Source organism: Exiguobacterium sp. s95, assembly GCF_018618655.1.
GTDB classification, from domain to species: domain Bacteria; phylum Bacillota; class Bacilli; order Exiguobacteriales; family Exiguobacteriaceae; genus Exiguobacterium_A; species Exiguobacterium_A oxidotolerans.
In genome coordinates this window covers 62,553-75,768 of record NZ_JACSMM010000010.1, presented here as the reverse complement: position 1 = coordinate 75,768, position 13,216 = coordinate 62,553, and the positions used below count along the sequence as shown (strand labels likewise).

Below are 13,216 nucleotides of genomic sequence, written 5' to 3'. Positions count from 1 at the left end.
TGAATAGATATAGTATATCGATATCTCTGAACACAAAAAACCCCGAATGGGGTCTTTTATCAAGTGTCCACCATTTAGGGTTCAGTTCACGATGATAGGGAAGAGGAGTTTTTTACATCTTATAAGAAAAATAACTGGATAAAGAACAGGATGGCAAATAGATAGATTAAGGCATGGACCCGTTGCTTTTGTACGGCTTTCATGATCGGATAGACGATGAATCCGAAGGCAATTCCGGTCGCGATGCTTCCTGAAAGCGGCATGATGATGATGATTAGAAAAGCAGTGAAGGCCTCACTGAAATCTTCCCACGCAATTTGCTTGATGTTTTGAAGCATCAATGCACCGACAAGGATTAAAGCGGGTGCCGTAATCGAAGGAACACCTGAAATCGCTTGGACGACTGGTCCGAAAATCGCTGCGAGCGCAAAGAGCAGACCGACTGTGACCGACGTTAAACCAGTACGTCCTCCGGCAGCAACACCAGAAGCAGACTCAACATAAGCAGTCGTAGGACTTGTACCAAAGATCGAACCGACGACCATCGCCGTTGAATCAGATAATAAAGCACGATCACTATTTTTAAGTGAACCGTCCTTCTCAATCAGTCCGGCCTGTTCACCGACTGCGACCATCGTACCTGTCGTATCAAACATCGTTACGAGGACGAACGAAAGGACACCACTAAAGAGTCCGTATTGAAAGACATCTTGAATCGCTGTGAAAGGGTTTGTGACTAACAAGCCTTCCGGTAATGTTGGCCAAGCCGTGAGTGTATTTGAAAATTTGAGTTCTCCCGTGATGAAAGCGAGCGCACCCGCAAGAATCATCGCGTACAGTAATCCACCTGGAACACGTTTGACAGTTAAGATGGCAGCAGTCATCAAACCAATGAGTGTAATAATAGCTTCTGGTGAAGACAGTGAGCCAATCGTAATCAAAGTCGCTTCATCTGCAACAAGAATACCTGACATCTTCAGTCCAAGTGAAGCGATGAAAAGTCCAATTCCACCAGTGATCGCTAACTTGAGTGTCAGTGGAATGATTTCAATCAGTTTCGTCCGGATTGGAGACAACGAGAGCAATAGAAAAATGATTCCGGATACAAAGACGACAGAGAGTGCTGTTTGATAAGGAATTTTTTCACCGATGACGAGAGTATACGTGAAGTACGCATTCAGTCCCATGCCCGGTGCAACGGCGATAGGGAGATTCGCATATAACCCCATTAAAAGCGTTCCGACGAGTGTAGCGATAATGGTCGCAGAAAATGCTTGTGCTTGCGGAATGCCCGCGTCAGCTAAAATCGTTGGGTTGACAACTAAAATATAGGCCATCGTGATGAACGTAATGAACCCGGCTTGGATTTCACGTTTCACGGTCGTATTATGGGCAGAAAGCTTAAACATAAATAGAGAACCACCTTCGATGAGTTTAATTAAAAAACGAACATTAACGATACTATATGATTGTTCATTCGGAATCAAGGATTATTTTTTAAGTATATTATGGATAACTTGATCTATAAACCATCGTAAGCGCTAAAAGGAAGTGGATGTAAGCGGATACAGTTGTGCTATACTATTTATTAGAAGAAAAAGGGTGGAAGGTGGCAAAATGAAGAGCATCCGGACGCGTCTTATATTACTTGTAGCCCTCGCTATCTTGGTTCCGACAACACTTGCTACAACTGCTTCTTATATATATGTACGTCAGCAAAACATTGCAGAAGCCGAGCGTTCGAGTTTAAGCGCTCTCCAACGCGGAAATAGTCAAATCAGTCATTATATGGAAGACGTGAAACGGTTATCAACAAGTCTCTACGCTAATCGTTCATTGATGAATATTATGAATGCTGGTGCCGATGCTGAGCTTGGTGAGTCAGATAGTGTCGTCGCTCGTTCCTTACTCGGTCTCTTTTTATCAAGACAGGATGTTGAACAAATTCATTTTGTGATTTTAAAAGGGTACTCGGAATACTCTGTCTATAATATGAAGACTTCCGGTCGTGGCAAATTTGATTGGTTACAAGAGACTGATTATTTTCGATTGATGCAACAAGAAAATGGTTGGTTGATAGACCCGGAACATGTGATTACAGCATATAATTCTCGGACGATGATTCTTGATGAAAAAGAAGTCGTCAGTTTTCGTTACCGGATTGATCGCGTCGAAACGAGTGAACCCATCGGCTTTTTGTCAGTAGACATTCCAGTTCGAGTATTTGAACAACAACTACAGCTGTTTGAAAATTCACCGGACGAATCATTATGGTTAATGAGTGGGAATCACTTAATCGCGAAGACAGGAACGACATTACCGGTGACGACTGAAAAAATGACTGGAAAAAGTGGGAGCATGCACGTCGGTAGCTCGTTCATCGTGTATGTGAAGACCGAAAAGCAAGGCGTGCCGATTACACTGATCAAGAAAATTCCTTATGCTTCTGTCATCAAGGGAGCAAATGAAACGGCAATCATTTTATTGGTGATTGGTTTAGTGTCACTTCTATTAATGATTATGGCGGCAAGTCTCGTCGCACTCGAAATTACAAAACCGATCAAACAATTGACGGCAAATGTCTGGCGGGTCGAGCAAGGGGACCTCTCCACACGTTTTGTCGCGACGACAAATGATGAAATCGGTTTATTGAATCGCCAGTTTCAACGAATGGTGCACCGGATGGATCGTTTGATTAAACGAGAATACCGGTTAGCACTTGAAAATCGGACGAACGAGCTACGTGCGTTGCAATCACAGCTCAATCCACACTTCTTATTTAATGCGCTACAATCAATCGGAACAACGACGTTGCAAGGGGACCGGAAAGTCGCCTACCGTTCGATAACCGGTCTTTCACAAATGATGCGTTATTCGATGAACAACGAACAGACGATTGTCACATTAAAGCAAGAAGTCGACCATCTTCAAGGGTATATGCGCTTACAACAACAGCGTTTCCCAGAAAAATTTCGTTATATCGTCGATGTCCCGTGGCACATGAACCCGATTGAAGTACCAAAAATGATTTTGCAACCGTTCGCTGAGAATTACTTTAAACATGCCTTTAATCAGCAAAGTGATGCGTTAGAAAATTACTTAGCGTACAAAATTAGAACCGATGGGGACCAACTGATCATTAGCGTCGAAAACAGCGGACCGATCATGTCTGAGGCAGATCTTGAGATGATTAACCAAAAAATGCGGGCACATCGCGCTCCTGAAGACCGGCAAACATCTGGTATCGGCTTACACAATATATACGAACGTCTTCAAATTTTTTACGGTGAACGCACAAACATGACGCTCCAATCTCCAATAGAAGGTGGATTCAGAATCACTATCCGAATTCCAATCGAACAGGAGGAATTGTAATGAATGTACTAATCGTTGATGATGAACAACACGTTCGTGACGCTGTAAAGTTACTTGGTGAATGGGGTGACTGGAAAGTATCGCATATTTTTGAAGCGGAGGATGGAGCAGCTGCGAAAAAAATCTTAAATGAAGAAAAAGTCGGATTGATGCTGACCGATGTTGAAATGCCGGGAGTAGACGGATTAAGTTTATTAGAATGGACAAAAAATCATCATCCAAAGGTCGTCACGATCGTGTTGACAGGTTATGATGATTATACGTATATGCGTCGTGCGATCTTACATCAATCGTTTGATTACTTATTGAAACCGATCGATCCAGATGTTTTAAATGATGCGCTTTCCCGAGCGATGGAGCTGATTTGCCCAGTTCAAGAGCAGGGAGAGGCGATTGATCAAATTGCGAAGTATATCGAGACACATTATGCGGAAGAGTTAACGCTCCAGCTCATGAGTGAGCGCTTCTATTTAAGCCGAGAATATATATCAAGGCGCTTTAAACAGCGTTTTTTGGTTAACTTATCGGATTATATCCAAACGATTCGTCTAAATCGGGCAAAGGAATTGCTGGGAGAGACGAACGCCCGTATATATGAGATTGCCGTTGAAGTCGGGTATCAGGATGATAAATATTTTCGAAAAGTATTTAAGAAGCAATTCGGCATGACACCGAATGAGTTTAGAGAGTTGTTATCTATTTAATTAAACGAACGTCAAGGAGGAAACGTACATGAGCGTACACATTAATGCAGCAGAAGGTCAAATCGCAGAAACAGTTTTACTTCCGGGAGATCCTCTTCGCGCGAAGTACATCGCCGAAACATTTTTAGAGGACGTTGTTCTTTATAATGAAGTGCGTGGGATGTATGGCTTCACAGGAACATACAAAGGGAAAAAAGTATCCGTTCAAGGAACAGGTATGGGTGTTCCGTCGATGTCAATTTATGCAAATGAACTCGTTCAATCGTATGGTGCAAAAAACTTGATCCGTGTCGGTACAGCGGGCGGGATTACACCGGATGTAAAAGTACGTGACGTCGTCATCGCGATGAGTGCTTCACACGACATGGCTCAAAATCGTGTCCGTTTCAATGGATTGGATTATGCGCCGACAGCTTCATTCGAGTTATTGCATAAAGCGTACACAATGGCACAAGAACACGGAATCGACGCAAAAGTCGGTCAAGTCTTCACGACGGATCAATTTTATCAAGATGATTTCCACCACTTCAAAAAATGGGCGGACTTCGGTTGCCTCGCAATCGAGATGGAAGCAGCAGGTCTCTACACACTCGCTGCAAAACATAAAGTCAATGCCTTGACGATTTTGACGATTTCAGATCACCTCCTAACGGGAGAAGAAACAACGTCTGAAGAACGCCAAACGACGTTCAATGATATGATGAAAGTGGCACTTGAAACAGCGATTCAGCTGTAATCAATCAGATGAAATAAGACGATGCGGATGGTAAAATCACTGTCTTCATGAAACGAACACAGCAGGACTCGCGTTTCGAGTCCTGCTTTTTTGTCTAATCACAAAGAAGAGGGAGCATACGATTGAATCATTGCTCATTCGCTATGATAGAATGAGGAAAAGAAAGCCTAGACCATGAGGAGGAACACGAGATGGAATCGACGATGACTGAATCAACAATTTCGAATCTTGTTCAAACGCAACGTAATTTCTTTAAGACAGGCGCGACGCGAAGTGTTGCGTTTCGTCTAAGTATGTTGACGTTTTTAAAGCAAGCGATTGAAACGCATGAAGAAGCAATTTATGAGGCATTAAAAACGGACTTGAATAAAGGACGTCAAGATGCGTTTACGACGGAAATCGGATTCGTCTACGGCGAACTCGCACGGATGGAGAAGAAACTTCGCCGACTTGCTAAACCGAAACGAGTCGGGACACCGTTGTTACATATCGGGTCAAAAAGTGACATCCATTATGAACCATACGGAAACGTGCTCGTCATCGCACCGTGGAACTATCCTTTCCAGCTCGCTGTTGCACCAATCATCGGGGCGATCGCTGCCGGAAATACGGTTGTCTTGAAACCATCAGAACTAACACCAAACGTCTCGCGTGTTCTCCGTGAAGTCTTTGAAACGGCATTTCACGAACGATTTGGACTTGTCATCGAGGGGGATGCGGACGTCAGTTCAGCTGTTCTTGAAGAGAAGTTTGATTACATCTTCTTTACGGGGTCGACGCGTGTCGGAAAAATCGTCCATCAAGCAGCGGCGAAATATTTGACACCTGTCACGCTTGAACTCGGCGGGAAGTCTCCGACGATCGTTCACCGTGATGCGAACTTAAAGCTTGCTGCAAAACGAATTGCTTGGGGCAAATGGTTAAACGCAGGACAGACGTGTATCGCCCCTGACTATGTTTTTGTCCATGAAGACGTCCGCGAGGAATTTTTACGCTTGATTGAAAAGGAAGCTTTTGCCCAGTATGGTAATGGTGTTGGTGTGAATTCTTACGTCAAGATTGTTTCAGACAGTCATTTGGATCGATTGAGTGGCTACTTGCCCCAAGGTGAAATTTTATTTGGTGGTCAAGTCGATGCAGCGACGAGAAAGATGGCACCAACCGTCATGACGGACGTTGATCCAGAAAGTCCGTTGATGCAAGAAGAAATCTTTGGACCGATTCTTCCAGTCTATTCTTATCGTGAAGTGGAAGAGGTCATCCGTTTCATCAATGACCGTGATAAGCCGTTGGCGCTCTATCTCTTCACAGAAAGTAAAGCTGTTCAGCATCGTGTACTCGATCGTGTGTCATTTGGTGGTGGATGCATCAATGATACGTTGATGCATGTTGCGCAACATAACTTGCCATTTGGCGGGGTCGGCGGAAGTGGTATCGGTGGCTATCATGGGAAATTCAGCTTTGAGACGTTCAGCCACCGTAAAGGAGTCGTCAACAATACGACGAAGTTCGATTTGCCGTTCCGCTACATGCGCTCGAATACCGATTCAAAATGGATGCGTTATTTATTATAAATGGGACTTAAACGGAGCCAAGAGTAGATCCAATCGGTCTACCTTGGCTTTTTTTTGTTTATTTAATTTGTGAAATAGTGAACAAAGTTTGACAATCTTTTGAAAAAACGCTATTTTCCCTTGTGATGTTCTATACTGAAGGCAGAAGCTACGGAAAGGAGAATGCGAGATGCTTACTTGTGGGACGACAGAAGCCAATACGTTCGTGTTGTCGAGTGAGACACGTGAATTACTTGAAGAGTTCATGACTGAGGTATCTTTTAAAAAAGACTCAATCGTCTGTTGGGAAGGGGAAATGAACGATAAACTTTTTTATGTGAAACAAGGTGGTGTAAAACTATCAAAGCTCACGAAAAAAGGTAGCCCGCTAATGATGTTCTTATATTTCAAAGGTGACTTATTTGGTGAATTCGATGTCGGAGAAGCATTTCCAAGCTCCTATAGTGTCGAAACGATGGAGGACAGTGTCATTGGCTTCATCTCGAAATCGACACTCGAAGATTTGATGAAAAAAGATGGAACATTCGCATTAGATATCATGCGCTGGCAAGCCTTGATGCGAAAACAAACGGAAACGAAGTTACGTGACCTCTTATTGTTCGGGAAACAAGGGGCACTCGCTTCGACACTCTTACGACTAATCGCAATGGACGGAAAAAAAGTCGATGACGATTACGTGATTTCAAAGCGACCGTCGGATACTGAACTCGGTCAGTTGATCGGGGCACCACGTGAAACGGTCAACCGGATGTTTTCTCAGTGGAAAAAAGACAATGTCATTTCGATGACGACGACTAAAATCATCGTTCATGATGCCAACTATTTACGCGATCTTTGCCACTGTGAAGGGTGTCCTGTCGGTGTCTGCCGGATTTAAACTTAACTTGAGCGTTAGCTTACGGAGCCATACGCTGGAGCTGACTTAAAAATTGCTCCAACATCATCCTTTTGATGGAACCGCAACACGTCAAACTTTAGAAGAACTTATCAGCAGTCTAGGATCATATTCTTTTTGAATGTGGTCCTTCAGGATGTAGACAACGTGCTATCGGGAGATCAAGCGTCTTTTTTCGTTGCTTTCCTCGGGCGAGGCGCAAGCCGTTGCTCCTTGATCCTCACGGACAACGAGCAGGGTCTTGCCTGCCTCTGAACGTGCGTTAAAAACGCACTTTTTCCCGTAGGAGTCAACGAAATGTGACGCTTTTTATAGGAATACCGTGACGGAAAGCCTGGCATGCAGACGGTTTAGCACGCGATCCGTCTCGAATCGCTTAGAACCGCGAAAAGCAATCGGTCGCGACCCTGCAGCTTTGCTGTAGCGGCGCGGAAGGTTGCCGCTTTGAAGACGATGCGAGACAGGGACGCGCGAACGGATTGCCTCTCGTTATAGTATGTTCACTCTTCATAATAGTTTGTCTACACGCTGTAGGATCACATTCTTTTTGAATGCGGTCCTTTTTTGTGTCGCATAACAGTAGCAGTTCAAAATATGTTCAGTACGTAACAAGTTGTGAACTTTATGTGTGTTTTATAAAAGAAAAGCGCGAAATCGTCACAATTGGTGTGACGTTTATCACATATTACGAAGGGTGTCTTTTTCTAAAATAAAGGTAGGTTAAGTCACCGATTCAACGACGGAAGGGAGCTACTGATCATGCGTCAGAAATCAGATACAGAACTGAAGGGAACGTTTATCGCTGTATTTATCGTTGCCGGAGTCATCATCGGAATGTGGGGATCAATCTTTTTATTATTCACTTCAAGATAAGGGGGAATCAGGGTGCATATTCATCGTTTAGAAAAAATATGGTTAGTATTCGGTTGTATCATGTTGGCAGTCTTTTTAATCATCATTGGCGTATCAGCATTCGCTTCTGATAATCAACCACCGTCGGATGCAACATTGATTGACCCGACGCAAGTCGATCAGACGAAGCCATTTGATAAACCGGGTCTAAAAAAAATTGACGACAATAAATATGAGGCCGTCATGGTCTCACAAGCTTTCCAGTTCACACCGCAAGACATGATTATCAAAAAAGGCGCGACCGTCGATTTTCTGGTGACGTCGAAAGATGTCGTCCATGGATTTGAAATCGTCAAGACGAACGTCAATATGATGGTCGTTCCCGGACATATCAATTCAATCGAGTACACATTTAAAGAAGCTGGTGAATATTTAATTGTCTGTAATGAATATTGTGGATCGGCGCATCACATGATGTCGACTAAGATTAAGGTGGTGGAATAAATGAATGCGATTTCGAAAAAATTAATGGAGTTTGAGATGGAGCGGGGAATCCCCGCAGGAGAGATTGGATTAAAAGAAGCAAAACTCGGATTTGCCTACGTCAGTTTTTCACTTGTGGCGTTACTGATCGGTGGACTATGTGGTCTACTACAGACACTCGTCCGTACTGGAGTCATTCCAGAAATTGCTGGAGTCGGTTATTATGAATTGCTGACGGCTCACGGACTAATGCTTGCGATTGTCTTTACGACATTATTCATATTTGGACTTTTATTTTCATTTTTAGGACAGTCGTTCGGGCGTTTTGAAGAGTTTCCGAGACGCTTGGGCTGGGTTGGATTCTGGTTGATGATTGTCGGTGTCCTCCTTGTCACATGGATGGTGTTAGCAGGTGAAGCATCCGTTCTCTACACATTTTATGCGCCGCTGAAGGCACACCCTGTTTTTTATATCGGACTCGTGATTTTCGTTGTTGGAACATGGGTTTCTTCTGCCGCAATGTTCCGGATGTACGCGGATTACAAACGAGAACATAAGGATGTCCATCCACCACTTCAAGCCTATATGAGCATTATGACGGCTTTGTTGTGGGTCATCGCCACGCTAGGTGTCGCAGCGACGATTCTCTTTCAACTCTTGCCGTTATCACTCGGTTGGACGGATAAGGTCGGGATCGAATTATCCCGGACATTATTTTGGTATTTTGGTCATCCGCTCGTCTATTTTTGGTTATTGCCAGCCTATATCGTATGGTACACGGTCATTCCAAAGATTGTTGGGGGTAAGATTTTTTCAGATGCTTTAGCACGAATGTCATTTTTACTGTTCTTATTGTTCTCGTTCCCTGTTGGTTTTCACCATCAGTTGCTCGAACCCGGTATTTCAGCATTTTGGAAGTACATCCAAGTCGTCTTGACGTTCCTTGTCATCATTCCTTCATTGATGACAGCATTCTCGATGTTTGCGACATTTGAACTAGCAGGTCGTCGTCAAGGTGCGACCGGACTATTTGGGTGGATCAAGAAAATGCCGTACCGGGATGTCCGCTTTCTTGCACCGTTCGTCGGCATGTTGTTCTTCATCCCGGCTGGAGCCGGTGGTGTCGTCAATGCTTCTCACCAATTGAATATCGTCGTGCATAACACTTTATGGGTGACAGGTCACTTCCATATCACAGTCGGGGCTGCAGTCGCGTTGACGTTCTTTGGAACGGCCTATTGGCTTGTTCCATTATTACGAGGACGGACCTTAACAAAACGGATTAATACAATTGGTCTCATCCAGACGGCGACGTGGACGATTGGTATGCTCTTTATGTCGACTGCGATGCATATTTCAGGCTTGCTTGGCAATCCGAGACGGACGGGTCCTGCGGCATATTTCAAAGATTCGCTCGTCGCAGATTGGATTCCCTATCACGTTGCGATGGCAATCGGTGGTACGATCCTCTTTATTTCAATCCTCTTATTCTTGTTTGCGATGTTCCAACTGGCCTTCCGGACACCGAAAGGAAGTACTGAATTTCCTGTCGCGGAAACAGAGGAAGCAGCGATGAAGACACCACTCTTCTTTGAGAACTGGAAACTTTGGATTTTCGTGACGTTTGCTTTGATTGCGTTTGCTTACACAGTACCGATTTGGCACATGATTGATAATGCGCCTCCTGGAGCTCCAGGTTGGAAACTCTGGTAGCCCTATCGAAAAGTGCTGATAGCTTACTAGCACTTTTTATACACGCTGAAGGGTGAAAATGCTATATTGAGAAGCAATCCGTTCGTGCTTTCCTGTCTCGCCTCGTCTTCAAAGCGGCAACCGGTCACGCCGCTACAGCAAAGCTGCAGGGTCGCGACCGATTGCTTTTCGCTTTAAAAGCGATTTGAGACGGATCGCGCTCTAAACCGTCTCCACGCCTGGATTTCCTTCACGGTATTACTTGAAAAGCGTCACTTTTCATTGACTCCTGCGGGAAAAAGTGCGTTTTTAACGCACTTTCAGAGGCAGGCAAGACCCTGCTCGTTGTCCGCTAGGATCCAAGGAGCAACGGCTTGCGCCTCGCCCGAGGAAAGCAACGAAACACGACGCTTAATCTCCCAATCGCACGTTGTTTACAGTCTGAAGGGCCAGCTTTGATAAGCTGACCCTTTTTTTAATGAATGGATGCGTAGACGAGTGCAAAAACTAAGTAAAAGATTACTTCACGATGTGGTGCTTAAAGGCATAGACGACGGCTTGCGTCCGATCGACGACATCGAGCTTTGATAAAATGTTGGAAACATGCGTTTTGACTGTTTTTAGGGAGATGAACAGTTCGTCTGCAATCTCTTGATTGGCCATACCGCGCGCCATCAACTGTAAGACTTCTTGTTCACGCTCCGTTAAATCGTCGTGGAGTTGACTAGCAGGTTTGCGCAGGCGTTCCATCATCTTACCTGTCACTTGAGCTGCCATGACAGATTGTCCGCTCGCTGTCTTGCGAATTGCTTCCGCAATATCAAACGCGCTTGCCGTTTTTAGGACGTAACTCATCGCACCGGCTTCAATGACGGGATAAACTTTCTCATCATCTAAGAAACTTGTGACGACTAAAATTTTAGCTTCCGGCCACTCGGCGCGAATCAGACGTGTTCCTTCGACACCATCGACCGGCTCCATGACTAAGTCCATCAAAATCACATCAGGGCGATGTTCAAGAGCAAGTTTCGCTCCGATTTGTCCGTCAGCAGCTTCTGCGACCACTTCAATATCAGGTTGGGTCGATAAAAAGGCAGAGACTCCAGCGCGAACCATTTCATGGTCATCGACTAATAATACGCGTATCATACTTGCACCATCCGTTCTTTTCTAAGTTTGACTTCAATCTGCGTTCCTTGACCGGGCACACTGACGAGGCGAATCGTCCCACCGATTTCAGCCGTACGTTCGCGCATCGAGTTGATCCCGTACGAGGCGAGTTTTTTCTCGTCGACGATAAAGCCGACACCGTCGTCATTCATACTCAAGATGATCGTCTCATTGAATTGACGCAATTCGATATTCATGTGCGATGCTTTCGCGTGGCGTAAAGCATTCGTTAAGCCTTCTTGAACGATGCGGAATAATTCATTTTCAATCGGACGCGGTAATTCAATCGGTTCGAGTTTCCAGCTCAATTGCGTCGATTGTTTTCGTGATAGTTCTTCGAGCAGTTGGGTTAGTCCTTGTTGCAACGTCATCCCTTCGAGTTCAACGGGACGTAGTTGGAGCAATAAAGAACGCATTTCTGATTGCGCCGTCTGTGCCATCGTCTCGACTAAGTCAATTTGTTTCGCTGCCGTTTCCGGTTGCGTCAAAATCGTTTGTTTGGCAGCCGTCGTCATCATCGAAATGGCATAAAGTTGTTGGGAGACGGAGTCATGGAGATCACGTGCGAGCCGTTTCCGTTCTTCCGTGATGGCTTGGACACGAACTTGTTCGACGTGTTGCGGACGTGTACTGATTTTTTGAACCGTCTCGACCTGTTCATCGATTCGTTTCCCAATTCGTGAGAGGCGGGTCAGTGTGTGGAAGTAAGGTCCGTTGACAATCGTGACTTCTTTTCCTTGCTCGAGTTCGATGATGGCAGTTGTGACACGTTTGAAGTCACGACGTAAAAAGAAGTAGTGGATGCTGCCGATTGCGAGCGGAAGTAACAGGGATAATCCGACGACAAGCAATAAGACAGGTAAATCTTGTTGACGGACGAAAAGTACATGCCAATCGACTTGGCGTGTACTTAAAAACAAACCAGTCGTCACGACGGCTGTCAGAAATCCGGTCAATACTTGGAGCGCGATGACACCGAGCGGGAAGTGATCACGTTTCATATCGAGGTCACCTCCACGTTACCGATGCCAAGCATGACGTGAATGCGGACTTTTCGAGTCGCTTCTTCATATTGTGGTGCCCGGAACTGAATGCGACGGTTAAAAAATGTCGGGATCCGGCGGACATCTGTTTTGACGCTTCCAAAACCAATCGACGTATCAAGCGTATAGTCATATCCTGAAGGTAATAAAATACGCACATCTCCGACGACACCACTGATGACGATGAGTGTTTCACCTTCTGGGACATAGGCATGCGTTAAATCGATTTCTAAATCTTTGACGATGAACTGTTCACTCAAGTCTTTTAATACGTAAGGTGTTTCAGACTGCGTCGAAAACGAGTAAGCAGGTTGGATCGTAATGCCTTCTTCTTCATAAAGACGTGGTGAAATCTTCGAAAAGAAAAATTCGCGGACGGAGTGTCGGGTGACAAGGATAATTCCGAGATATAGCAAAATTCCGGCGATGACGAATCCGACAGCTGCCGAGCTCAAGACGACTCCAGCTAAGATAATCGTACCGACGATATAAAACAGGATGGCCAGTTTTTCATGACCGCGACGCCGAAAATGAATCCCGACATAATACAACAAGAACGGGAATAAGATTCCAAATAAGACGTTTCCGGCTCCAGTCATCAAATCATAAAATAATCCGAGCGCGAATAGGATCGACACGTAGCCGACTAATTGTTTTGTACTTAATCGTCGCACGATCAATCTCCTCCCTGA

General features: G+C 44.8%; 12 protein-coding genes. 8 read left to right on the top strand and 4 right to left on the bottom strand.

Going from position 1 to position 13,216, the window contains the following annotated elements:
• Positions 1-119 precede the first annotated feature (119 nt).
• Positions 120-1,409 (bottom strand): NCS2 family permease, encoded by a 1,290-nt coding sequence (locus tag KNP99_RS13600; RefSeq protein ID WP_088836384.1) that lies wholly within the window; start codon positions 1,407-1,409, stop codon positions 120-122.
• A 208-nt stretch (positions 1,410-1,617) separates the two neighbouring features.
• Here KNP99_RS13600 and KNP99_RS13595 point away from each other — a divergent pair, with 208 nt between their 5' ends.
• The 8 genes from KNP99_RS13595 (at position 1,618) to KNP99_RS13560 (ending at position 10,332) form a co-directional block, all read left to right on the top strand.
• Positions 1,618-3,375: a sensor histidine kinase gene (locus tag KNP99_RS13595; protein ID WP_214766662.1), complete on the top strand. Its 1,758-nt coding sequence runs from the start codon at positions 1,618-1,620 to the stop codon at positions 3,373-3,375.
• Positions 3,375-4,079 (top strand): response regulator transcription factor, encoded by a 705-nt coding sequence (locus KNP99_RS13590; RefSeq protein ID WP_088836386.1) that lies wholly within the window; start codon positions 3,375-3,377, stop codon positions 4,077-4,079. The genes KNP99_RS13595 and KNP99_RS13590 overlap by 1 nt, the downstream gene beginning before the upstream one ends.
• Positions 4,080-4,107: 28 nt before the next feature.
• Positions 4,108-4,815, top strand: coding sequence for a purine-nucleoside phosphorylase (deoD, locus tag KNP99_RS13585; protein ID WP_029332717.1), 708 nt, complete (start codon positions 4,108-4,110; stop codon positions 4,813-4,815).
• A gap of 191 nt (positions 4,816-5,006) precedes the next feature.
• On the top strand, positions 5,007-6,389 hold the full coding sequence (locus KNP99_RS13580) for an aldehyde dehydrogenase (RefSeq protein WP_214766660.1): 1,383 nt from the start codon (positions 5,007-5,009) through the stop codon (positions 6,387-6,389).
• 169 nt (positions 6,390-6,558) lie between these two features.
• A complete protein-coding gene (locus KNP99_RS13575) occupies positions 6,559-7,266 on the top strand; it encodes a Crp/Fnr family transcriptional regulator (protein ID WP_214766658.1) in 708 nt (235 codons plus the stop codon).
• Positions 7,267-8,043: 777 nt separating this feature from the next.
• Positions 8,044-8,157, top strand: coding sequence for a cytochrome C oxidase subunit II (locus KNP99_RS13570; RefSeq protein WP_152638917.1), 114 nt, complete (start codon positions 8,044-8,046; stop codon positions 8,155-8,157).
• Positions 8,158-8,169: 12 nt separating this feature from the next.
• Complete coding sequence (locus KNP99_RS13565) at positions 8,170-8,640, top strand: cytochrome c oxidase subunit II (protein WP_088836389.1); 471 nt, start codon at positions 8,170-8,172, stop codon at positions 8,638-8,640.
• Positions 8,641-10,332, top strand: coding sequence for a b(o/a)3-type cytochrome-c oxidase subunit 1 (locus tag KNP99_RS13560; protein WP_088836390.1), 1,692 nt, complete (start codon positions 8,641-8,643; stop codon positions 10,330-10,332).
• Between the two features lie 498 nt (positions 10,333-10,830).
• Here the strand turns inward: KNP99_RS13560 and KNP99_RS13555 are convergent, their stop codons facing one another.
• The 3 genes from KNP99_RS13555 to liaF are packed head-to-tail and all read right to left on the bottom strand — an operon-like array spanning position 10,831 to position 13,198.
• Positions 10,831-11,460 (bottom strand): response regulator, encoded by a 630-nt coding sequence (locus KNP99_RS13555; RefSeq protein WP_029332722.1) that lies wholly within the window; start codon positions 11,458-11,460, stop codon positions 10,831-10,833.
• Positions 11,457-12,482 (bottom strand): sensor histidine kinase, encoded by a 1,026-nt coding sequence (locus tag KNP99_RS13550; protein ID WP_034801180.1) that lies wholly within the window; start codon positions 12,480-12,482, stop codon positions 11,457-11,459. Before KNP99_RS13550 ends, KNP99_RS13555 begins: the two co-directional genes overlap by 4 nt.
• Complete coding sequence (gene liaF / locus KNP99_RS13545) at positions 12,479-13,198, bottom strand: cell wall-active antibiotics response protein LiaF (protein WP_029332724.1); 720 nt, start codon at positions 13,196-13,198, stop codon at positions 12,479-12,481. Before liaF ends, KNP99_RS13550 begins: the two co-directional genes overlap by 4 nt.
• Positions 13,199-13,216: the final 18 nt, after the last annotated feature.